Annotated in this window: 20 protein-coding genes; 7 read left to right on the top strand and 13 right to left on the bottom strand. The window is 39.3% G+C overall.

Going from position 1 to position 22,603, the window contains the following annotated elements; all coding sequences use genetic code 11:
- Positions 1–19 precede the first annotated feature (19 nt).
- Together BTO23_RS18445 and BTO23_RS18450 are read left to right on the top strand one after the other, a co-directional pair.
- A complete protein-coding gene (locus tag BTO23_RS18445; protein WP_060993971.1) occupies positions 20–472 on the top strand; it encodes a GNAT family N-acetyltransferase in 453 nt (150 codons plus the stop codon).
- A gap of 20 nt (positions 473–492) precedes the next feature.
- Positions 493–1,344 (top strand): DMT family transporter, encoded by an 852-nt coding sequence (locus BTO23_RS18450; protein ID WP_060993888.1) that lies wholly within the window; start codon positions 493–495, stop codon positions 1,342–1,344.
- A gap of 16 nt (positions 1,345–1,360) precedes the next feature.
- Here the strand turns inward: BTO23_RS18450 and BTO23_RS18455 are convergent, their stop codons facing one another.
- Complete coding sequence (locus BTO23_RS18455) at positions 1,361–2,023, bottom strand: LysM-like peptidoglycan-binding domain-containing protein (RefSeq protein WP_105064309.1); 663 nt, start codon at positions 2,021–2,023, stop codon at positions 1,361–1,363.
- A gap of 139 nt (positions 2,024–2,162) precedes the next feature.
- Between BTO23_RS18455 and bamJ the strand changes: the two genes are divergently transcribed.
- Together bamJ and BTO23_RS18465 are read left to right on the top strand one after the other, a co-directional pair.
- Positions 2,163–2,783 carry a BamJ family beta-barrel-assembly machinery protein gene (gene bamJ / locus BTO23_RS18460; protein WP_060993890.1) on the top strand — a complete coding sequence of 207 codons (621 nt, stop codon included), beginning with the start codon at positions 2,163–2,165 and terminating at the stop codon, positions 2,781–2,783.
- Positions 2,784–2,904: 121 nt separating this feature from the next.
- Positions 2,905–3,369, top strand: a complete 465-nt coding sequence (locus BTO23_RS18465) for a DUF2780 domain-containing protein (RefSeq protein ID WP_060993891.1) — start codon at positions 2,905–2,907, stop codon at positions 3,367–3,369.
- A 78-nt stretch (positions 3,370–3,447) separates the two neighbouring features.
- Here BTO23_RS18465 and BTO23_RS18470 read toward each other — a convergent pair whose 3' ends face one another.
- The 6 genes from BTO23_RS18470 to dusA form a co-directional block, all read right to left on the bottom strand.
- Complete coding sequence (locus BTO23_RS18470) at positions 3,448–4,209, bottom strand: phosphoadenylyl-sulfate reductase (protein WP_060993892.1); 762 nt, start codon at positions 4,207–4,209, stop codon at positions 3,448–3,450.
- Positions 4,202–5,932, bottom strand: coding sequence for an assimilatory sulfite reductase (NADPH) hemoprotein subunit (gene cysI, locus BTO23_RS18475; protein ID WP_060993893.1), 1,731 nt, complete (start codon positions 5,930–5,932; stop codon positions 4,202–4,204). The genes BTO23_RS18470 and cysI overlap by 8 nt, the downstream gene beginning before the upstream one ends.
- The gene (locus BTO23_RS18480; protein WP_105064310.1) at positions 5,932–7,755 is read right to left on the bottom strand and encodes an assimilatory sulfite reductase (NADPH) flavoprotein subunit; all 1,824 of its coding nucleotides are present in this window, start codon (positions 7,753–7,755) and stop codon (positions 5,932–5,934) included. Before BTO23_RS18480 ends, cysI begins: the two co-directional genes overlap by 1 nt.
- Before the next feature lie 133 nt (positions 7,756–7,888).
- A complete protein-coding gene (locus tag BTO23_RS18485; RefSeq protein WP_060993895.1) occupies positions 7,889–8,119 on the bottom strand; it encodes a hypothetical protein in 231 nt (76 codons plus the stop codon).
- A 141-nt stretch (positions 8,120–8,260) separates the two neighbouring features.
- The gene (locus BTO23_RS18490) at positions 8,261–8,956 is read right to left on the bottom strand and encodes a TIGR04219 family outer membrane beta-barrel protein (RefSeq protein ID WP_105064311.1); all 696 of its coding nucleotides are present in this window, start codon (positions 8,954–8,956) and stop codon (positions 8,261–8,263) included.
- Positions 8,957–9,071: 115 nt separating this feature from the next.
- A complete protein-coding gene (dusA, locus tag BTO23_RS18495; protein ID WP_061005585.1) occupies positions 9,072–10,058 on the bottom strand; it encodes a tRNA dihydrouridine(20/20a) synthase DusA in 987 nt (328 codons plus the stop codon).
- 186 nt (positions 10,059–10,244) lie between these two features.
- On the opposite strand from dusA, the gene zur reads away from it, so the two are divergent.
- Together zur and BTO23_RS18505 are read left to right on the top strand one after the other, a co-directional pair.
- Complete coding sequence (gene zur, locus BTO23_RS18500) at positions 10,245–10,694, top strand: zinc uptake transcriptional repressor Zur (RefSeq protein ID WP_060993918.1); 450 nt, start codon at positions 10,245–10,247, stop codon at positions 10,692–10,694.
- 18 nt (positions 10,695–10,712) lie between these two features.
- The gene (locus BTO23_RS18505; RefSeq protein WP_060993919.1) at positions 10,713–11,174 is read left to right on the top strand and encodes a chemotaxis protein CheX; all 462 of its coding nucleotides are present in this window, start codon (positions 10,713–10,715) and stop codon (positions 11,172–11,174) included.
- A 157-nt stretch (positions 11,175–11,331) separates the two neighbouring features.
- Here BTO23_RS18505 and pgi read toward each other — a convergent pair whose 3' ends face one another.
- The 4 genes from pgi to BTO23_RS18525 all read right to left on the bottom strand — a co-directional run bounded on the left by pgi (position 11,332) and on the right by BTO23_RS18525 (position 16,928).
- The gene (pgi, locus tag BTO23_RS18510; RefSeq protein WP_060993920.1) at positions 11,332–12,984 is read right to left on the bottom strand and encodes a glucose-6-phosphate isomerase; all 1,653 of its coding nucleotides are present in this window, start codon (positions 12,982–12,984) and stop codon (positions 11,332–11,334) included.
- A gap of 219 nt (positions 12,985–13,203) precedes the next feature.
- Positions 13,204–14,439, bottom strand: a complete 1,236-nt coding sequence (locus tag BTO23_RS18515) for a BamA/TamA family outer membrane protein (protein ID WP_061030565.1) — start codon at positions 14,437–14,439, stop codon at positions 13,204–13,206.
- Positions 14,439–15,521 (bottom strand): alanine racemase, encoded by a 1,083-nt coding sequence (gene alr, locus BTO23_RS18520; RefSeq protein ID WP_105064312.1) that lies wholly within the window; start codon positions 15,519–15,521, stop codon positions 14,439–14,441. Before alr ends, BTO23_RS18515 begins: the two co-directional genes overlap by 1 nt.
- 9 nt (positions 15,522–15,530) lie before the next feature.
- On the bottom strand, positions 15,531–16,928 hold the full coding sequence (locus BTO23_RS18525) for a replicative DNA helicase (protein ID WP_060993923.1): 1,398 nt from the start codon (positions 16,926–16,928) through the stop codon (positions 15,531–15,533).
- Between the two features lie 462 nt (positions 16,929–17,390).
- Here BTO23_RS18525 and BTO23_RS18530 point away from each other — a divergent pair, with 462 nt between their 5' ends.
- Positions 17,391–18,113 carry a DUF481 domain-containing protein gene (locus tag BTO23_RS18530; protein WP_245922155.1) on the top strand — a complete coding sequence of 241 codons (723 nt, stop codon included), beginning with the start codon at positions 17,391–17,393 and terminating at the stop codon, positions 18,111–18,113.
- 21 nt (positions 18,114–18,134) lie between these two features.
- On the opposite strand, the gene BTO23_RS18535 is transcribed toward BTO23_RS18530, so the two are convergent.
- Both BTO23_RS18535 and BTO23_RS18540 read right to left on the bottom strand, forming a co-directional pair.
- Positions 18,135–21,239, bottom strand: coding sequence for an efflux RND transporter permease subunit (locus BTO23_RS18535; protein ID WP_105064314.1), 3,105 nt, complete (start codon positions 21,237–21,239; stop codon positions 18,135–18,137).
- Positions 21,236–22,549 carry an efflux RND transporter periplasmic adaptor subunit gene (locus BTO23_RS18540; protein WP_105064315.1) on the bottom strand — a complete coding sequence of 438 codons (1,314 nt, stop codon included), beginning with the start codon at positions 22,547–22,549 and terminating at the stop codon, positions 21,236–21,238. Before BTO23_RS18540 ends, BTO23_RS18535 begins: the two co-directional genes overlap by 4 nt.
- Between the last annotated feature and the right edge of the window lie 54 nt (positions 22,550–22,603).

Raw genomic sequence — 22,603 nt, forward strand, 5'->3', positions numbered from 1 at the left:
ACGCACAGAGAATATCATTATGATCCACTGGCAAAGCATTCCTTTTCATCAATTAACAACGGTTCAGTTATATGAATTACTCCGCCTGAGAGTCGATGTCTTTGTTGTTGAACAAACTTGCCCTTATCCTGAATTAGACGGTAAAGACTGCGCTGAAGGCGTGCACCACTTAATCGGTTATATAGATAATAATATCGTTGCTTGCGCACGGTTACTCCCTGCTGGTATTTCTTATAACAATGTAAGTATCGGCCGTGTTGCGACCAAAGAGAGTGCCAGAGGCAATGGACTTGGTCATAAGTTACTTTCTGAAGCATTACGCCAATGTGAGCAACTGTGGCCGAATACCGATATTGAAATTGGAGCTCAAGAACACTTGACCAATTTTTATCAAAACCATGGGTTTTTAGTGACGTCTGATATGTATTTAGAAGACGATATTCCTCATGTCGATATGCTGCTAGTTAAGTAATCTCTCTAATGAAACTAAAAATGTCATCTATTAACCTAGCCATTTTATTACTTGTTCTCGGTAATCTAATGGCATCACTGTCTGATGTCGCGGTAAAAGTTTTGGAAGGTGGGGTATCGCCTTTTCAGTACATTTTTATTCGTCAGTTAGTTTCATTAGTTCTTATATTCCCTTTCTGGATTAGGCAATCTCGTGAAAAACGGCAAATAAGTAATATCAAAATAACCGCAATTCGTGCTCATATCGTCCTCATAGGCAGTGGTTGCATGGTTGTTTCTATTACTTATCTTTCTTTAGCAACTGCGAATGCTATTTTTTACACTGCTCCTCTGCTAATGATCCCTTTATCTATGCTGCTGTTAAAGGAAAAGCCATCAACAAAAAAAGTAATTCAAACCCTCATTGGTTTCGTGGGTGTACTTATTATTTTAAGACCTTCTCAGTTTCATTGGGCTGCGATTTTTGCGTTAGGTACAGCGATAACCTTAGCCTTATTTAATATTTTGATCCGAAGAATACCAAATGAACAATCGGTTATTACCACACTATTGTGGACAACATTATTCTCATTACCTGCCTCAGGAACTCTCGCCCTGTTGTACTGGCAGCCACTGACTCTCCACACTTTTTTCTGGGTGGCACTAAGTGCGAGTTGTATTATTACGTACAATGGACTTGCGACAATGGCCTATAAAAAGGCACCTGCAACACAAATATCATTGGCTGAATATTCTGGACTTATTTTTGTGGTTTTATTCGGGGTATGGTGGTTTGATGAAGTGCCTGATGCGTTAACCCTAATAGGAATAGGATTAATTATTTTTCCTCTCATGCCAAAAGAATGGCTTTTACGCATAAGAGGAAAAAGATAATAGTCGTTGGATTGTATTATTTACTGCGTCCAAAATTCCCATCGGACATCCTAAAGAACATAATCGCTTCGCCCTGACGTTCAATTTGAACAATGTCTAATTCGCCTTTTGTATTTAATTTAAAGCGAAAAAGTTGGCCTTTTTTAACATTACTTAATGGTTTATCTGCACCTTCAATTTTTACCACTTTATTTAATTCTGTCAGTGATAAATTATTTTTCCTAAAGACTTGGTACAGCGTATCACCTTCTTGAATTTTGTAATCATGCCATTTTGCAGCGCGTTGTTCCGGTTCTGATATTGATGCTTCTGTTGTCTTTTCTACCGATCTCGCTATTCTTTTTTCTTGTTCTTTTTCATAAGGTGAAGGGGCATTTCTGAGTTCAGTTTCTTGCTCACTTAATCCTTCTAAATTCAGGCTAACACTTTGTCTTTGCATTTCAGCCGCAAGGATCGCTGCAGGCTGAATGCTCTCCCCTTCTCCTTTCTCGCCACTTGGTAATAAAAATAAAACACAAGTAACTGGCACTAAAACTCGTAATGCTTTTCGATGAAATACAGGTAAACGTAGCCAATAAGGCGAAACACTTTCGATAAGAGGTGCGCACTTTTTCTTAAATATGGTCAATTGCTCTGAAAAATCTGGACGCTTTATGTTCATTTTATTTTTTTTATTCATACCATCGCCTCATGCGAAACTGGTGAGCTCACGTTTTATTCTAATATCAGAGTGCAAAGAAGTACAAAAGTTTACCTTAAGCTTAGATCTCTGTATCCTTTAGTCTTTCGTTTATACCATATAAAGAAAGAGAGACAGCATGTCTGAAGTTAAATTAGAAACAGTAGAGCAAAGAGCAAGCTACGGTATTGGTCTTCAAATGGGCCAACAACTTGCACAATCGGGTCTTGAAGGCCTAAACGTTGCAGCTATCGCTAAAGGCATCGCAACTTCATTAACTGGCGACATGCCAGAAATCGAAGTTGACGCTATCAACGAAGCGCTTCAAGCACTTCACATGCGTGCTGAAGAAGCTCGCGCTGAAGCATCTAAAGCAGCTGCTGCTGACGGTGAAGCTTTCCTAGCTGATAACGCTCTTCGTTCAGAAGTAACTGTACTTGAATCTGGTCTTCAATATGAAGTACTAACTGCAGGTACTGGTGAGATTCCAACTTCTGATAAAACAGTACGTGTTCATTACCACGGTATGTTAACTGACGGTACAGTATTTGACAGCTCTGTAGATCGCGGTCAACCTGCTGAATTCCCAGTAACTGGTGTTATCGCTGGTTGGGTTGAAGCTCTTCAACTAATGCCTGTAGGTTCTAAGTGGAAACTAGCTATTCCACAAAACCTAGCATACGGTGAGCGTGGCGCTGGCGCTGCAATCCCTCCATATGCTGCTCTAGTATTTGAAGTAGAATTACTAGAAATCGTTTAATCTTTCTCAAAAAAGATTAAAAATAAAATTAGAAAGCGATGCCTATAGGCATCGCTTTTTTTATGTCATACTCTAATAGCATGTTATAAAAACAGAACAATAATGTTAAAAGGAAATGACAATGAAAAAAACACTTATTTTATCAACACTCGCACTATCATTAACCGCTGCTGCACCTGCTAACGCTTTTTTATCTAGCCTTTTTGGCGGTGATGACGCAGCAAAAACAGAAGAAGCAACAGCTTCAAATCCGTTAGTTGGTATGCTGACTGAAAACCTAGGTATTTCTGCCGATCAAGCCGCAGGTGGTGCTGGTGCATTACTCGCAATGGCAGGTAATGGTTTATCAAGCTCTGAGAGCTCTGAACTTAATAGCATGGTTCCAGGCCTTGAATCACTAACTGGAGCAATCCCTGGAGGATTAGGTAGCATGATTTCAAACATGGACAGTGTTAAAACTGCATTTTCTGCTCTAGGTCTAGACCCTGCATTAATTTCACAATTCACGCCATTAATTACTCAATACCTAACATCACAAGATGCAAGTTCAGGCCTGCTTGATTCTCTAACGTCATTATGGAAATAATGATTTTTTAATCGTAAATAAAAAAGACAGCGATTTTACTCGCTGTCTTTTTATTTATTAATGTCATTAGTATTAGAATTAAATGCCAGAGCCTTCCGCCTCTGCATCATCTTCATGTAACCCACACTCTCTCTTTAATCCAAAAAACCGAGTGTCTTCTTCTTTCATTCCCGGTTCCCATTTCTGAGTTGTATGTGTATCACCAACAGACAGATATCCTTCATCTCTTAATGGATGATAAGGTAATCCTTTCTCTTCCAAATAATAGTGGACATCTTTATTACTCCAATCGATAACCGGTAGAAATTTAAATACCCCATTTTGAATACTTAAAATAGGCAAATGTGAACGAGAAGAAGATTGACCACGACGTAATCCCGAAAACCAAACGCTCACTTCTAGTTTATCTAATGCCCTTCTCATGGGCTGAACTTTATTTAAGCGGTTATATTGTTTTAGCCCCTCAACGCCTTGTTCCCACAATTTACCGTAACGAGCTTCTTGCCACATTGGACTTTCATCTGCAGAAAATACCTGCAAATTCAAATTAAGCCGTTTTGTTAGATCATCAATAAATTGATACGTTTCAGGAAACAGGTAACCAGTATCAGTTAAAATGACGGGAGTATCGGATTTAACATCCGTAACTAGTTGCAACATTACCGCAGCCTGAATTCCAAAACTTGAAGAAACCGCTGGTTTCCCTTCTAAGTTATCTAAAGCCCAAGATACTCGCTCTTGAGCTGTCAATTTTTCAAGCTCGGTATTAATTTCAGCCAAGCGTAAAATTTGCTCAACTTTATTTAATGACAACAGCTCTGACAGTTGCAATTTAAGCATAGAAGTCCCTTTTTGATACTTTCACTTCATCCACAATTCCAACTCTGATGGTAAAATCACCAAAGCCTTCATTACCTTTACGCTCAGTTGCCCAGCGGCCAACAAGTTCATCTATTTCAGATAAAATTTGACGATCTGTAATGTTTTCTTTATACATTTTAGGGACACGAGTACCACTGCGATTACCGCCTAAATGGAAGTTATAACGACCAGGCGCTTTACCCACTAAACCAATTTCAGCAAGCATCGCACGACCACAACCATTTGGGCATCCAGTGACACGGAAAATAATATTATCTTCTTTTGGGAGTTCATGTTTCTTTAAGACATCTTCAATCTCAGTAACAAACTCAGGCAAAAAACGCTCTGCTTCAGCCATCGCTAATGGACAAGTAGGAAATGCCACACATGCCATTGAGTTTTTACGCTGCTCTGAGTGTTCATCATCAATTAAGCCATGCTCTCGAGCAATTTGCTCTATCTGATCTTTTAGCTCAGCAGGTACACCAGCAACAATTAAGTTTTGATTGGCTGTCATTCTAAAATCACCTTGGTGAATCTTAGCGATCTCAGCAACCCCTGTTTTTAATGGCTTACCTGGGTAATCTAATAAACGACCATTTTCGATAAATAGTGCAAGGTGATGCTTACCATCAATGCCATCGACCCAACCAATTCGATCACCACGTTCTTTTAACTCGTAAGGGCGGCTTGCTTCAAATTGAATACCAGCACGTTTTTCAACTTCCGCTTTAAAGACATCAACACCAACACGATCTAACGTGTATTTTGTTTTTGCATTTTTACGATTTGAACGGTTACCCCAATCACGTTGAGTCGTAACCACCGCAGCTGCCACCTCTAGTGTCTTTTCTAGTGAAACAAAACCAAAATCATCCGCTTTACGTGGATACGTAGCAGTATCACCATGCGTCATCGCAAGACCACCACCAACTAATACATTAAAACCAACCAGCTTTCCATTATCAGCGATAGCAATGAAATTTAAGTCATTAGCGTGCACGTCTACGTCATTTTGCGGTGGAATAACCACGGTAGTTTTAAATTTACGAGGAAGATAATTACTGCCTAAAATTGGCTCTTCATCTGTGGTTTCTAGTTTTTCACCATCTAACCAGATCTCTGCATAGGCACGTGTTTTTGGCAGCAGATGCTCGCTTATTTTTTTCGCCCACTCATACGCTTCTTGATGTAACTCAGACTCAACAGGATTGGTGGTACAAAGAACATTTCGGTTTACATCGCCCGCAGTCGCAATCGAATCAATGCCAATGCTATTCAATGTTTGGTGCATTAATTTAATATTTGGTTTTAATACCCCATGAAACTGAAACGTTTGGCGAGTCGTTAAACGTAAGCTGCCATAAGAGGTATTTTCTTCAGCAAACTTATCAATCGCTAACCATTGTTTTGGGGTGATAATTCCACCAGGCATACGTGCACGAAGCATTACGTTATGCAATGGTTCTAATTTTTGCTTTGCACGCTCAGCACGAATATCTCTATCATCTTGTTGATACATGCCGTGAAAGCGGATCAATTGGAAGTTATCCTTGGTAAAACCACCGGTAATGCGATCTTGAAGATCTTCTACGATCGTCCCTCGAAGACTTTTACTTTCACGCTTTAGACGCTCGTTATCCGCTAATGGGCCAAGTTCAGTGCCTGATAAGATTGTTTTTACTGCTATTTGCTCGCTCATTAGTACACATCCCTTTGGTAACGTTTCGCCTTACGCAGATCATTTACAAATTGTTCTGCTTCTTCTCTGTTCTTTTTACCTTGTTGTTCAACAATAGTAATCAATGCATCATGTACATCTTTTGCCATGCGAGTTGCATCACCACATACGTAAATATAAGCACCATCTTGTAGCCACTGCCACACTTGTGCGGAATGCCCAAGAATACGATGTTGTACATAGACTTTCTCTTGTTGATCTCGACTAAAGGCAACATCTAGTTGATTTACAACACCTGATTTAAGGTATTTCTGCCATTCCACTTGGTATAAGAAATCTTGCGTGAAAGTTCTATCACCAAAGAATAACCAGTTTTTACCTTCAGCATCACGGTTGTCACGCTCTTGCACAAATGAGCGAAACGGTGCGATACCAGTACCAGGGCCAATCATGATCACTGGGGTATTATCATCTTGGGGAAGTTTGAAATTATTATTGTGTTCAATAAACACTTTAACTTCATCCCCCTCTTCTAGGCGGTGAGATAAGAAGCTAGAGGCGCCACCAAATCGAGTGTCATCGCCTTGTTGGTATTCAACAACAGCAACCGTTAAATGTACCTCTTCATCCACTTCAGTTTGACTTGAAGCAATAGAATATAAACGGGGAGTTAAACGACGCAGTAAACCAACTAATTGCTCTGCGGTTAATTTTGTTTTCTTTTCTGATAACAGATCAATGACTTGGGTATTGCCCGCATATTGGCGTAACTTATCTTTGTCTTGAGCTAGCTTCTCTAATTTTTTACTGCCTGATAATTCTGAAAATTTAGCCACTTGCTGTGGGTTTGCCGAAGTAATTTCATATTTTTCGACTAACGCTTTTTGCAGAGAAATAGACTCTCCATCAACCTCAACTAGCTCTTCGCCAGTTAAACCGATTTGTTTTAAGATCGCAGCCGCTAACTCAGGACTATTTTCAAACCAAACACCAAGCGCGTCACCCGGTTGATAAGTTAAGCCTGAATCTTCCAAATCAATTTCAATATGACGAACATCTTTGCCAGAATCTCGGCCCGTTATTTTTTGGCTAGCTAATAGCGTCGCTGTATAAGGGTTTTGTTTTGAATATTGAGAATGGCTATGTGCAGCTTGACCAACAGGTAATTGCACTACCTGTCCATTTTTAGAGTCATCACCAGTAGATAAGGTTTCTTTTACTTTTTCTAACGCTTGCTTGCGCCAGTCTGCGGCTGGTGCTTCATAATCCACATCTAAATCGATACGCTCAATAAATGGCGTCGCGCCTTTCTTAGATAAGTACGCATCAAAATCTTTACCAGTTTGGCAGAAGAACTCGTAGCTCGAATCTCCTAGACCAATCACTGCGTATTTTAAGTTATCTAATTTTGGTGCTTTTTTAGATTGAAGATATTCATGTAACTCAATGGCATTATCAGGGGCTTCACCCTCACCATTAGTGGATGCAACAATAATAACGTGAGTTTCTTTAGCGAGGTTTTTACCTTTGTAGTCACTGGCATCAAACAGCTCAACACTAATCCCAGAAGCCGATGCTTCTTCTTTTAATGCTTCAGCCACGCCTTTTGCGTTACCAGTCTGAGAGGCATAAATAATTGATAGCTTACCAGCAGGCTCACTTGATACCGCCGCAGCGGCTTGATTAATTGGTTGTGCTGCACCAGATGTTTGGCTTACACCCCAAAAATAACCACTTACCCAAGCAAGTTGTTGTGGAGATAATTCTGAAGCAGCTAGTTGTAATTGACCTATTTGTTGATCATTAAGTGGACTAGCGAGTGCGGAGAGTTCCTTTAATAACATGACGACATCCCTATTCATTGCGTCATGTTAGATTAGCGACTCTTTTCTATAACAAGAAAGAATAGATAAGAATGTTTTATAACTTTTTGGAAGAAAGAAAAGTTTGCGTTACCTAATTTATACCAAAAATAATCTAGTCATTAATCCTAACTTGATTAAATCCAACGGCTAACGCACTCTTTGAGGCGGATTCTAAATCCCTGTATTTCATCTCACCACCTTTAAAATCAGTAAGCAAAACAAGACCTCCACGCACATGGCGAAATTCTACAATCCAAGAATCTTCAACTAATATTGGTTCAATTACCGCTTCAACCAATTGATCTTCTTGGTACATCAATTTTAGTTCACTTAATGTCGTCATAACTGCATCCTTACCAAATATGAATATCATAGTAATATCCATTATATAAGAATGGTCAATGATCGACGATTGAGCAAATTTAAAATAAAAAAATAGCGACTCAGTCACCTGCGTCGCTATCTTAACAATATTTGTTATTGACTAGAAATCAAATGACAAACCACCGAACCAACCGTCAACCATGACATTTGCTTGGTCACTATCAAAGCCTTCAAAATAACCAAACTCATGATCCATTACGCGATAACCGACTTTAAATTCAACATCTACCGCATCTACAGGAAGGATATATTTAACCCCTGCTTGGCCATCCATAGTTCGGGTATCACTGCTGCTACCAAAATCATATTGACCAAAAATGTGGAAGTTTGTGTTTGGGATATGCATAGACGCATCCGCATACATGTTCAATGCCGTTTCATCAAAACTTTGATTTGCTAGTTTATTTGAGTCAACAGAGCCCCCTTTATTAAATTCACCATTAGCAAACTGCATTAACGTTAAACCCACATCAAATTGAAGGCCATTGGTGTCTAATAATTTGTAGTAACCAGTGTAATCAATTTGGTCGTATTCAAAACGATCGGCTTTTACTGGAGTATAACGTACTTTTACATTAGGAATGTATGGGTATGGATGTTCAAACGCAATTGAAAATGCTTGCGAAGCATCTACGTCATTATCTCGGACAGCTCCATCTTTAGACCCTACTTTTCCATCAGGGAACCACGCATAAATTGCCACTTTTGTTGTAAACTCCTTTTCTGTTGAATGTGCAGGAGCTGCCAATACTAAGGCAGCAGAAGCAACAACAGTGGCGAGGGATAGTTTGTTCATGCGTAGTCTCCATTTGCGACGCGATTTGGTTCATATGCGGTCATAATAAACGATTTGGTTTATTTATGTACTCTTCTTTTTTTCTCGTTAAATCTATCGGTAATCGTTTCAGCTTCTATACATCTAATTCCGCAGGGATTTTAGCTAAAGCCGTTTGGACGACTTCGATACCTGAGCCCGGTTTATGTGCATTTTCACTAATATAACGACGCCATTGACGAGCACCAGGCATACTTTGGAATAAACCTAACATATGACGAGTAATATGGCCCAGGTGTGCTCCGTTCTCTAATTGACGTTCAATGTATGGGTACATTGATTCAACAATTTCACGGCGCTTTTTAATTGGTTTATCGCTACCAAATAATTGTTGATCAACTTCTGCCAATAAGTATGGGCTTTGATACGCTTCACGACCAACCATCACACCATCTAAATGCGCTAAATGTTTTTTCGCTTCTTCAAGCGTTTTAATGCCACCATTCACAGCAACAACCAGTTGAGGGAAGTCTTTTTTTATCTGATATGCTCTTGGGTAATCAAGCGGTGGAATTTCACGGTTTTCTTTAGGACTCAATCCACTTAACCATGCTTTACGTGCATGAATAGTAAATTGATCACAACCGCCTTGTTCATGAACAACAGAAACAAAGCGAGTTAAAAATTCATAGCTATCTTGATCATCAATACCTATACGAGTTTTAACGGTTACAGGGATATCGACAACTGCTTTCATCTCTGCAATACATTCAGCAACCAATTCAGGCTCTGACATTAAGCAAGCACCAAAACGACCATTTTGAACACGATCGGATGGACAACCTACATTTAAGTTAATTTCATCATAGCCGCGATCAGCCGCTAATTTCGCACAATGAGCTAAATCTTTAACGTTCGAACCACCTAGTTGTAATGCAACTGGATGCTCCTCTTCATTGTAAGCAAGGAAATCTCCCTTACCATGAATGATCGCACCCGTCGTTACCATCTCTGTATATAACAAAGCATGTTCTGATAGTTGACGGTGAAAATAGCGACAATGACGGTCAGTCCAATCAAGCATTGGAGCAACAGAGAAACGTTGTAGTGGGTAAGAGCTCATAGATATATTCGTTCAGTGATCAAGGCCTCAATTCTAACATAATCAGAACACAAACAGCCAACCTATTACTTCTTTTACTCATCAAGGATATTCACTTCAGTAAATAATAATTCTCTAAATAGTGAAGTTAAAATCAAAACATTTATGATAAACTGCCTCACTTGTTCATAAATAAGACATGTATCCTTGAATAGTTCTCAAAAAGAAAAAGTTGAGCTGTTATGCCAACAACGTGGAGTTAGACTAACGCCACAAAGATTAACTGTTTTAGAGCTTATTGTTACCCATCATGGTGCAGTAAGTGCTTATGATCTTTTAGAGCAATTAAAAAAAATAGAGCCTCAGGCAAAACCACCCACTATTTATCGTGCTTTAGATTTTTTAGTGACTCAGGGTTTTGTCCATAAAGTAGAATCAATCAATAGCTATATTTCTTGCTGTGTTATTGGCGAACATGCCCATTTTTCACAACTTTTTATCTGTCGCACTTGCGATGATGTTGTTGAGTTCCATGATATGAAAATTACAGAGCAGCTAACAAAACATGCTGAGAACATTGGCTTTTCTGTTGAGAACCACATTGTTGAAACTCATGGAACTTGCAAAACTTGTATAGATAGTAATAATAAAAATTAATTAAAGGACACCCCTACGATGCGCGCTGAATTTGTAAACCCATTCTTAGCTTCATTAATGAATGTACTTAAAACGATGGCTTCAATGGACTTGAAACCACAGAAACCTCGTATTAAAAAAGATGAAATTGCTCGTGGTGATGTTTCTGGTTTAATTGGTATGGTTGCGTCACAAAGTAAAGGATCAATGTCTATTACTTTTGACGAGCAACTTGCACTGCAAATTATGCAAAACATGTTGGGTGAACGCCCAAACAGTATTAATGAAGAAGTCACTGATATGGTGGGTGAAATCACTAATATGGTTACTGGTGGTGCGAAACGTATTCTTTCTGAAAGCGGTTTTGAATTTAATATGGCAACACCTATGGTCGTTTCTGGTAAAGGCCATACTATTACTCACAAATGCGAAGGCGCAATTATTATCATGCCATTTACTTCGGAATGGGGTAATGCGTTTATTGAGATCTGTTTTGAGTAACAGAGACTAGAACGCTTCGCTTCTATAAGAGTAAAAGCAAGAACTAGGATTCAGGAAATGATGGAGGTTGATATTTAGGTATCAACCTTTTTTATTATTTATAAACTACGGATACAAAAAGAGCCGACCGAAGTCAGCTCTTTTTTATTATTAACGATTAAGCTTTGTATGCTTTAAATGCGTTAATTAAGCCGTTAGTTGAACTGTCGTGAGAAGTCACGGCTTTATCGTCTGCTAACTCAGGAAGGATTTGGTTAGCCAGTTGCTTACCAAGTTCTACGCCCCACTGATCAAAACTGAAAATGTTCCAAATAACACCTTGAACAAAGATTTTGTGTTCATACATTGCAATCAAGTTACCTAGTGTTTTAGGCGTAACTTGCTTAACAAGAATAGAGTTTGTTGGACGGTTACCTTCAAACACTTTGAATGCAACTAGCTCAGCAACTTCTGCTTCAGTTTTACCTGCCGCAGCAAACTCTGCGCGAACTGTTTCTTCCGTTTTACCAAACGCTAATGCTTCTGTTTGTGCGAAGAAGTTAGACATTAATTTTTGGTGATGATCACCCACTTGATTATGGCTAATTGCAGGTGCAATAAAATCACAAGGTATTAATTTAGTACCTTGGTGGATCAATTGGTAGAACGCGTGCTGACCATTTGTACCAGGTTCGCCCCAAATAATTGGGCCAGTTTGGTAATCAACTGGGTTACCGTTACGATCTACACATTTACCATTTGATTCCATATTTCCTTGTTGGAAGTACGCAGCAAAACGATGTAAGTATTGATCGTATGGAAGAATAGATTCTGATTCTGCACCATGGAAGTTGTTATACCATAGGCCAATAAGAGCAAGAATAACTGGTACGTTATTTTCAAGATCCGTTTCAGCAAAATGCTTATCTACTTCATGAGCACCTTCCAGCAACTCAATGAAGTTATCAAAACCAACCGCTAATGCAATTGAAAGGCCGATTGCAGACCATAGAGAATAACGACCACCAACCCAATCCCAGAACTCAAACATATTGTCTGTATCGATACCAAACTCAGACACTGATGGTGCATTAGTTGATAGTGCTGCAAAGTGTTTAGCAACGTGTGCTTGATCGCCAGCTTCAGCAAGGAACCAATCACGAGCACTGTGTGCATTCGTCATTGTTTCTTGAGTTGTAAATGTTTTCGATGCGATTAAGAACAGGGTTGTTTCTGGATTTAATGGCTTCAGAGTTTCAACAATGTGTGTACCATCAACGTTTGAAACAAAGTGCATGTTTAGACGTGTTTTATATGGTGCAAGCGCTTCAGATACCATGTATGGCCCAAGATCTGAACCACCAATACCGATGTTTACGATATCTGTAATTTCTTTACCAGTATAACCTTTCCACTCACCAGAAATTAAACGCTCAGTAAAGCCTTTCATTTTTTCTAGTACCGCATTAACTGCAGGCATTACATCTTCACCATCAACAATCACTGGAGTGTTGCTGCGATTACGCAGTGCTGTATGAAGCACTGAACGGCCTTCAGTTTTATTGATTTTTTCACCACTGAACATCGCGTTAATTGCTTCTGATAATTCAGTTTGCTCAGCTAAAGAGAACAGATTTTTCATTGTCTCTTCAGTTACTAGGTTCTTAGAGAAATCAACTAAGATATCTTGACCAAACGTTGTTGAGAATTTATCAAAACGTTGAGCATCAGCAGCAAACAAATCTGACAAATTCATGTTTTGTGCGGTTTCAAAATGTGCAGTTAACTCTGCCCAAGCTTGAGTTTCTGTTGGGTTGATGTTTTTTAACATGGTAAAAATATCCCGTGTAGTAGGTTTGTTGGCTCAGAAATAAGATCTGAACACCCCGTTTATACGAATCTAAAAAATATGGTGAACTTTATATATTATGACCAAAACTACGCTCACCCTTTTTGAGTTAGGTCACATTAAAACTTCTATAAGTGAACATTATCTCTGTCAAAATTACAGAACTCTAGTGCTCAAGTCATTTTTCTCGTAATTAATCGATTAAAATGGCTGATTAATCATGACTCGAAAGATGCTTTCTTCGGTGCCTTTCGATAATTCGGTTCGCACAACAATACCTTCAACTTGAAAACGTATCGCGCCACCTACACTCCACTTCATATCATCATGCAATGTAGATAATGAAAACTCATCAGCAACTCGTCCTGCATCAACAAATGCAACCCACTGCCACCAAGGCACATCATAAAGATTAAAAATGGGCCAATCTTCTAAGGGTTGCCAATCTGGCATTACTCGATATTCCGCAGAATAATTAATGGCTGAGCGTCCATGGAACCGTCCACCACCGTAGCTACGTAGACGATAAAGTCCACCGAGTTTTATACCTGCATATTCTGGAGGTTGATGCGAATCAGATTGCCAACTTGGTGTATCCGCGATATAAAAATCAAAGGCCAGAACCTGTTTATTTATCACATTCCCCAAGCTACCTAAATCAAAGAAAGCACTCTGTTGAAACTCCCATGTCCACCACTCTTCTTGTTCACTAGTTTCTGGCGAATAGGCAAAATCTAACTCTGTTCGCGAACCGTGAGTCGTGTTTCTTACACTATTTCGGTTATCCCAATCAAAATTTACCTTTATACCCCAATTAGCGTCTGGCTCATCCCATCCAGCAACATCGGATAAAACACGAGAATAATAGAAAGGGCTTAACTCAATGCTAGAAACACCACTTTCCAATGGGTTATAGTTTTTCACTTTTCGATTAGGCATATAAGCAGCTTTTGCACCTATATCTTCTGCATTACCGATCGGTAGAATATAATTAGCCGTGAGGTGATATTGTGATTCAACACCATCAGTAAAAACTTCATCATTAACAGAAGAACTGTTACTGCCGGCTGCTCCAAGGTGATAATCCATATCCTTAAAATTAGCATTATAAGCATTGGCTCCCACCAACCATGAATGACCAACTTGGAAGTTATTAGCAGACAAATATGTCATGTAAGACCCCTTATTGGAATAGAGTCCCGCTGCAAATAATGTCGCTTGAGGTTGACCGACCCCCTTCATCACAGCAGCTGCGCCTACTGTAGTCCCCAAGCTCTCAGATGAAAACATAAAAGGAACAGCTGATGTTTCAGGTAATGAAGTTGGCCAAATATCTTCTTCTGCAAACGCATTGCTTAAAAAAGAAAAAGGTAAAATAAGAAAAAGCGCTAAACCAGTAGCGCTTTTAAGTGAAAACAAATTCAAAGTAGATCTCATTAAATGTATTGCATCTGTACTCGTGATGTTAGTTTAGTCACTAACTCATAAGCAATAGTTCCGATATGCTCGGCAACTTCTTCGGCTGGAAGATCTCGCCCCCATAAAACCGCTTCATCACCCACTTTATCTTTTGCATCAGGTCCCAAATCAACCGTCAACATATCCATAGAAACACGACCAGCAATTGAAACTTTACGTCCATTCACCAAAACGGGCGTACCATTAGGAGCGGCTATTGGATAACCATCGCCATAACCAATCGCAATGACACCAATTTTTGTATCACGTTCGCTGGTCCACATTGCTCCATAGCCAACACTTTCACCGGCTTTCACATCACGAACTGCGATTAAATGAGAGGTAAGGGTCATGGTAGGCAAGTAACCTAGCTCTTGTGCAGACTGATTCGCAAATGGTGAAACGCCATACATAATAATACCAGGTCTAACCCAGTCTAGTTGGCTATCAGGCCATGCTAATAACCCTGCAGATGCCGCCAGAGAACGCTCACCTTGGCAACCATCCGTTAATGACATAAAGGTATCTATTTGCTTATTGGTTGTTGGGTTATCAAGTTCATCAGCACAACCAAAATGGCTCATGTAACGTAATGGTTTAGCTACGTTTTTACATGCATGCAAACGGTCAACATACTCTTGATATTCTTCAGGGCGGATACCTAAACGATGCATCCCTGAATCCACTTTAAGCCAAACAACTACTGGCCCTTCAAGCTCTGCGCCTTCTAATGCTTCTAATTGCTCTTTACAATGTACCGCAGTCTGAATGTTATTTGCGACCAGAATAGGTAAATCACAAGCAGAATAAAAACCTTCAAGTAACAATACTTGCTTAACAATACCGCCAGCGCGAAGCTGTAAAGCCTCTTCAATACGAGCTACACCAAAAGCGTCTGCACCTTGTGCCCCTTTTGCGATATGAAGTAAACCATGGCCGTAGCCATTGGCCTTTACTACAGCAAGAAGTTTACTGTTTGGTGCTTGTTGTTTAATCTTTTGCAAATTATGCGCTAAAGCTGACATATCAACTTGGGCAGCCGCCGCTTTCATGTAGCTCATATTATTGCCTTATTCATCATCAAACGCAGGACCTGCGTAGTTATCAAAGCGTGAGAATTGTCCTTGGAATGTCAAACTTACCGAACCGATAGGACCATTACGCTGTTTACCCAAAATAATTTCTGCAATGCCTTTACGATTACTCTCAGGGTTATAAACCTCATCACGGTAAATAAACATGATTAAATCGGCATCTTGCTCAATCGCTCCAGATTCACGAAGATCCGAGTTAATTGGACGTTTATCGGCACGTTGCTCTAGGGAACGGTTCAACTGAGATAGAGCAACAACAGGAACGTTCAGCTCTTTCGCAAGTGCTTTTAAAGAGCGAGATATCTCAGAGATTTCTTGAGTACGGTTGTCTTGTAGGCCTGGCACTCGCATTAACTGAAGGTAATCGACCATGATCATACTTAGACCACCGGCTTCACGCGCAACTCGGCGAGCACGAGAACGAAGCTCTGTTGGTGTAAGACCTGAACTATCATCGATATACATATTTTTCTTTTGAGTCAAAATGCCCATCGTAGACGAAATACGCGCCCAATCTTCATCATCCAATTGACCTGTACGAATTTTAGTTTGGTCAACACGAGACATCGATGCCAACATACGCATCATCAATTGTTCAGCAGGCATCTCTAGCGAGAAAATAAGCACTGGTTTATCTTGATCCATTGCCGCATTTTCACATAAGTTCATTGCAAAGGTGGTTTTACCCATCGATGGACGAGCAGCGACAATGATCAAGTCAGAACCTTGAAGACCAGCCGTTTTCTTGTTGAGATCAGTAAAACCAGTAGAAACCCCAGTCACGCCATCTTGCGGTGTCTGGTATAAGATTTCAATACGCTCTAATGTTTTCTCTAGAATTGAATCGACATTCTGTGGACCTTCATTTTCAGTCGTACGCTCTTCGGCAATAGCAAATACTTTACTTTCCGCCATATCAAGCAAATCTTCAGACGTTCGACCTTGAGGATCATAACCAGCATCTGCAATCTCATTAGCTACACCAATAAGATTACGTACCATGGCACGTTCACGAACAATATCTGCATAGGCATTAATATTCGCCGCACTTGGGGTATTCTTGACTAAATCAGCAAGATAGGCAAAACCACCCACTGAATCTAGTTTTTCATGACGTTCAAGATGCTCAGATAAAGTAATCAAATCTAGAGGCATACTATTTTCTAGGATGGATTTAACTGATTCAAAAATCAGTCGATGTGGTCGGCTATAAAAATCACCAGCCACTACTTTTTCTGCAACAGAATCCCAACGCTCATTATCAAGTAGTAAACCACCAAGTACAGATTGCTCTGCCTCTAATGAATGCGGCGGTACTTTTAACGCATCAACTTGTGCATCGTGTTTACGGTTTTGATTTCGATTATCGGCCATTACTACTTTTTCACCATCCTAAATTTAGCTCTACATTATAACCAAAAGAAACATGGATGAAATAACAATCCTTCCATACCAACCTCACCATTCGCAAAATAAAGATTTTGACTCAAATTTAACTCTTTAATCCAATAAAAAACCTATACTATCTAACCTCTTTACTTTTTCTGAGATTGATACGTGTTAAAAAAAGTTTTACTTACAGGGCTTATCGCAATTAGTGCATCTGTTCATGCAAGTGAGAACGATACTGAAGACGCGGATACGTCACCTCCCTCTCCTAGGGAAAATCAAGTCGAAACAACTTATGGAAGCGACAACTCACTATCTCTTAATTGTAGTCTAGAACCGGTTTATACCTCTGGGAAAAATAGTCACGCCAGTGAAGTAAAATATTACTTATCAAAAGATGATTGTGAAGCAGAGACAGAAGAGTTAACTCTTGAAAAAACACCAAGTATCATTGCTACAGCAAGTAAAATTGAAGCAGAAGAACAGGATACAACACCTCCTTCACCATGGGAGAGCCAAGTCGAATTTGGTTATCAATCAAGCAAGGGAAACGATGACTCTCAATCCCTTAATGGTCGTTTAGAAGCAAGCTATACTTCTGGACAGCATCGTCATACTGGTGAAGTAAAATATTACTTATCGAAAGACGACGGCGAAACAGATAAAGACCAATTAAGCCTTAATTTACAGAGTGACTATAAAATAAGCCCTGATTATTACCTTTATGCCAACTTTAAAGGTTTAGAAACTAAATACAGTGCCTATTTTAAAGATTATACGTTTTCGGGTGGTCTCGGTTACCAAGCAAGTAACACTGAAACATTAGTATTAGAATTAGAATTAGGTCCTGGTTATCGTTACCAAAACCCAAATCTTGATGAAATTGATGATGATGATCTTATTTTTCCGGAGACGGTTGCCGAAGCAATTATACGAACAAATATGACCTTATCGTGGAAACCGATGGACGTAATTACCCTTGCATCAGAAGTCACTGTAATTAGTGGTAAAAGTAATACTCGTGTCGATTCTGAAATCAGCGTGACAAATAACATTACAGAAGAAATTGCCCTGAAGATCGCACAATCTCAAGAATATTTAGATCGTGTGCCGCCAGGGCTAAGTAAAACCGATTCTGTTTTTTCTGTTAATTTACTGTTTCTTTTTTAATTATTCAGCTCACTTACTTACTTAATGTAGCTCTTCATGCTTCTTTACTAATCCAAAATCAGCCAATATCGCATAGGCAGCAGGGATCATGAAGAGCACTAATAATGTTGATGTAAAAATACCAAACACGATAGAAACGACGAGTGGCTGAATAACCTGAGCTTGTAAACTAGTCTCAAGCAATAAAGGCAACAAACCAGCAGCAGTCGTAATTGATGTTAAAAATACTGCTCTAAACCTTTCTTGACTCGCTTTCACAACTGATTCATACACCGAATCTCCATCATCAACATGATGTCGAATGTATTGCACTAATAAAATAGAGTCATTAACCACTATTCCCGCTAATGAAACAAATCCCATAATGCTCGGCATACTCAGTGGATGATTTAATAATACATGCCCCCATAGCACACCAATCAAAGCTAATGGAATCGCAAGCATCACCACAAAGGGTTCAAGGTAACTTCTGAATTGAAAACTTAAGATAACAAAGACACCAAATAAACCCAGCATGAATCCTGTGCCCATTGATTGTCCTGTTTCAGCGGTATCTTTCGCTTCCCCTTCAAAATCAAAACGTAAGCTTGGGTATTTTTTCTGAAGTTCAGGAGCAAGCTCTGTTCTAAATTGCGCCAGTATTTCCGAAGAACTGACTTGCGAGGCATGAACATCACCAAATACACTTAAAGTTCTTAACCCATTAATACGTTGAATTCGAACATAATTACGCTGAAAATCTAATGTTGCAACAGAGGCTAGTGGTATTTGGCCTCCTGTAGGCAAAATGATAGGGAAGTTCTCTAATGTATGTAAATCCCCTGCTTGATCTTTATTCAAACGTACTTCAATTTCAATATTTTCAACACCCAATTGGATCTCATCAGCCGTTTGCCCAAAATACGCAGCACGTAATTGATTAGCAACCAGTTGACCTGTCACTCCATAGGTTTCAGCCCCTGGTCGAAGCTTAACAAGTACTTCTTCTTTCCCCATTCGCATGTCATCAAGCACACCATAAACCCCTGCAAACTCATTTAAATAGGCTTGCACTTCTAATGACGCTGATTTTAACGTATGTAAATCATCATCCATCATGCGAATTTCAATCGCTCGACCACCCGGCCCCATCGTCGGTTGCTTATAAACCATGGTTATTGGCTCTGCTAACTCTCCAACTTCTGCACGCCATGCATCAATAAAATCATCAATTAGTGTGTTTCGTTTTTCTGCCCCTAATAAATCTAAACGAATGGTCGCTAGATGAGGTCCAGATTCACTCGCATCTGCATTGGTATTAAATTGCTGAGTGATATGTTCGACAAGTTGGCGACCCCCTTCGTTCTTTTCACTCCATTCCTTATTTAGTTTTTCTGCCGCAGAAACAATTTTATCAACCACAATCTCAGTCTGAGAAAGTGAGGTACCCGGTGGTAAAATAATTCGTGCTTCTGCTATATCTCCATCTAACTCTGGAAAACCGACAAACTTCAGAGCACCTCCAGAAATAAGTGAAAAAGAAATCAATAAACTGGCAATCACGGCACCTAAAAAGGCATAACGCCATTCCACCACTTTTGTTACTGCTTTCACTAAAGTGACATTTCTAAAATGTTCAAAACGGTCTAACACTTTCTTTTTAAAACCAGTAATTGGCTTATCATTTTTTGACTTATGCAAAGAGTGGCTAAGGTGATTAGGAAGAATTAAAAACGCTTCAATTAAGCTCAGAGTCAATACAAGAATAAGCACTTGAGGAATGACTTTTAATACCGCCCCCATCTCTCCTTGTAAAAACATCAAGCTACCAAAAATACATACTGTCGTTAAGAAAGAAGACAATACGCCAGGGAAGACTTTTTTGACGCCGTTATACACCGCATCATCTATCTCTTGCCCTCGATCTAAATGTGAGGCGATCGATTCCGCAATTACGATGGCATCATCCATCATGATCCCTATTGCCATTAATAGTGCGACCAGTGACATAATATTAATAGAGAGCCCTAAACTCGCCATTAAAAATAAGCCACCAAGAAAAGCAACCGGAAGCCCTGCCGCAACCCAAAAAGAGTAACGGAAAGTAAAAAATAACCACATGGTTAAAAATACAAGAATGATCCCTTGCCAACCATTTTTCACCATCATGGTTAATCGATCCCATAATAAAGAAGAAAGATCATTGGTCATTTCTAATGCGACACCATCAGGAGCGATGGACTGCTGATATTTAACAAACTCAGTCACACGATCTTTAATTCGTAAGGCATCTTCTTCTTTATTTTTACTGATCTTAAGTAAGGCTGACGGCTTACCATCAAACAATACTTTTTGCTCATCAAGCTCAAAGCGATCGGTTATCGTGGCAATATCACCTAAACGGATCAATGCGCCATTATCCGATGCTCCCATCACCGTTTTAGCTAATTCTTGAGGCGTTGTTTTTCTTTCATCGAAACGAATTAAAAAGTTTTTTTCTGGTGTTTCAATGCTACCGCTGGGTAACTTTACATTTTGCTCAGCCAGTTTATTTGCAATATCACTGACATTTAAGCCAAGCTGACGAATCGCACTTTCATTTAATTCAACACGGTATTGATGATCAGAAAACCCACTTACTTCAACCAAAGAAACATCATAATCAAGCTTTAAACTTTGTTTCAATTTTTCAGCATATGCCTTCAACTCTGGCCATGTGGTATCAGCAGTAATTGCCACATCCACCACTGGCTCATTCCAATCTAGTTCTTGAACTATCGGAGATTCTATCTCTTTAGGGAAATCATTAATCGAATCAATTTGAGTTTGAACATCAACCAGCATTCGTCCTATATCTGCTTTTTCATTCAGCTTAATCACTAAACGAGCAGAGCCTTCTATCGCCTCACATTTGGTTTCTTCTATATTTCCTAAGCCATCAACGGCATCCTCCATTCGAACACAAATGCTCTCTTCCACTTCTTGTGGCGATGCTCCAGGATAAACGACACCAGCTAAAATATAAGGTGGACTAAATTCAGGAAAAGTTTCACGCTTTAATTGAGATAACGACACTAAACCAAGCAGCAATATAGAGAGCATTAATAAATTGGCAGCCGTTGGGTGTCTTGCAAAAAACTTAATCATTCCACAAGCTCCTTCTTAGGAACGACTGAACGCAGTTGCATGCCATTAATAGCAGGAAGGAGATCATTTAAGATCAATAAATCTCCCTCATTAATGCCACCAGAAATGACCACTTGGTTATCTCTTCTAAAGACTATTTTTATAGGAAGTATAGTTAATTGATTATCTTGATTTAACAAATAAATCTTATCGCCATGAAGGGCACTTTCTGGGATCACCCACTGCGGTGAAGCCTCTCCTTCAATTAATGCTTTTACAAACATGCCATTAACCAACGGAGGTACTGATGTTGGTTTTAGCATTTTATAGTCTTGTTGGATCTCTAAAATTACACCAACAGTAGCTTGGTTTGGATCGACAGTTTCACTGATACGCTCAACTTGAGCTTTCCACTGAGCATTAAAACGACCACTGCTCAACTGCACTATTGCTTGAAGCGGTAATGAATCAATATTTGGCATTCCTTGTTCATTAGACTTAAATACACGAAAGCTTTGCGCTAAGGTTTGCATATCATGAATCGATACTTGCGCTTCCATTTCCATGATTTTAATACCATGAGCAACAAACATTTCTTGCTGTAAATTAACTACTTGATCTGCTTCAATATTTACTTCTGAAATACGAACATCCGTAGGTAATATAATGGAAGTTTTATCTAAAGAGCGTTGTGCTTCTTTTAACTTTGCTTGATTCACTTTCACCATTGCTTGTGCAACTTTACGTTCATCTGGCAGTAAGAGGATTTGATTTTGAATATCTTGCACTACTTTTTGTTGTGCTAAATACGATTGATTTTGTTGATCTAAATCTGATTGAGACGTTAACCCTTTTTTCTGAAGATTTACTTTACGATTCAGTTCTTTTTTACTGATTGTTAAACGGTTCTTCTCAATTTTTAACGTATTGCGGATATTTTTTTCTTCGAGATCCACTTTCGCTAATTGTGTCTGGCTTGATCCTAAATCTGCTTCAGCTTGAGCAAGCTTTAATTCATAATCGAGTGGATCGATACGTAAAACTTCTGTGCCCGCTAACAAAATATTACCTTTGTTTAAATCAGGATGACGATAAACCACTTTACCCGATACTTCTGCAATCGCCTTCCATTCAAATTTAGGTCTTATTTTGCCAAACCCTATCACTTGAGGTGCAATATTCTGTTGTTCTAAAGAAATCGTTTTTACAATTTTTGAGCGGTCTTCTAATGGTTTTACTTCTACCGATGGACGCAATTTAGTCACAACAATAAGCGTTATTACCCCTAGAGCAACAACAGGGAAAAAGAGGAATTTTTTATTTATTTTCATTATGTGCATCTCTTCTATTTGCTAAACGCCATGCCAGATAAAGCCGATATTTTT

The sequence above is a fragment of the Aliivibrio sifiae genome, assembly GCF_002954715.1.
Taxonomy (GTDB): Bacteria; Pseudomonadota; Gammaproteobacteria; order Enterobacterales; family Vibrionaceae; genus Aliivibrio; species Aliivibrio sifiae.

Bases quoted from the DNA above. Each gene is read 5' to 3' on its own strand.
- BTO23_RS18445 (WP_060993971.1), top strand. From the start codon at position 20: ATGATCCACTGGCAAAGCATTCCTTTTCATCAATTAACAACGGTTCAG.
- BTO23_RS18450 (WP_060993888.1), top strand. From the start codon at position 493: ATGTCATCTATTAACCTAGCCATTTTATTACTTGTTCTCGGTAATCTA.
- BTO23_RS18455 (WP_105064309.1), bottom strand. From the start codon at position 2,023: ATGAATAAAAAAAATAAAATGAACATAAAGCGTCCAGATTTTTCAGAG.
- bamJ (WP_060993890.1), top strand. From the start codon at position 2,163: ATGTCTGAAGTTAAATTAGAAACAGTAGAGCAAAGAGCAAGCTACGGT.
- BTO23_RS18465 (WP_060993891.1), top strand. From the start codon at position 2,905: ATGAAAAAAACACTTATTTTATCAACACTCGCACTATCATTAACCGCT.
- BTO23_RS18470 (WP_060993892.1), bottom strand. From the start codon at position 4,209: ATGCTTAAATTGCAACTGTCAGAGCTGTTGTCATTAAATAAAGTTGAG.
- cysI (WP_060993893.1), bottom strand. From the start codon at position 5,932: ATGAGCGAGCAAATAGCAGTAAAAACAATCTTATCAGGCACTGAACTT.
- BTO23_RS18480 (WP_105064310.1), bottom strand. From the start codon at position 7,755: ATGTTATTAAAGGAACTCTCCGCACTCGCTAGTCCACTTAATGATCAA.
- BTO23_RS18485 (WP_060993895.1), bottom strand. From the start codon at position 8,119: ATGACGACATTAAGTGAACTAAAATTGATGTACCAAGAAGATCAATTG.
- BTO23_RS18490 (WP_105064311.1), bottom strand. From the start codon at position 8,956: ATGAACAAACTATCCCTCGCCACTGTTGTTGCTTCTGCTGCCTTAGTA.
- dusA (WP_061005585.1), bottom strand. From the start codon at position 10,058: ATGAGCTCTTACCCACTACAACGTTTCTCTGTTGCTCCAATGCTTGAT.
- BTO23_RS18505 (WP_060993919.1), top strand. From the start codon at position 10,713: ATGCGCGCTGAATTTGTAAACCCATTCTTAGCTTCATTAATGAATGTA.
- pgi (WP_060993920.1), bottom strand. From the start codon at position 12,984: ATGTTAAAAAACATCAACCCAACAGAAACTCAAGCTTGGGCAGAGTTA.
- BTO23_RS18515 (WP_061030565.1), bottom strand. From the start codon at position 14,439: ATGAGATCTACTTTGAATTTGTTTTCACTTAAAAGCGCTACTGGTTTA.
- alr (WP_105064312.1), bottom strand. From the start codon at position 15,521: ATGAGCTACATGAAAGCGGCGGCTGCCCAAGTTGATATGTCAGCTTTA.
- BTO23_RS18525 (WP_060993923.1), bottom strand. From the start codon at position 16,928: ATGGCCGATAATCGAAATCAAAACCGTAAACACGATGCACAAGTTGAT.
- BTO23_RS18535 (WP_105064314.1), bottom strand. From the start codon at position 21,239: ATGATTAAGTTTTTTGCAAGACACCCAACGGCTGCCAATTTATTAATG.
- BTO23_RS18540 (WP_105064315.1), bottom strand. From the start codon at position 22,549: ATGAAAATAAATAAAAAATTCCTCTTTTTCCCTGTTGTTGCTCTAGGG.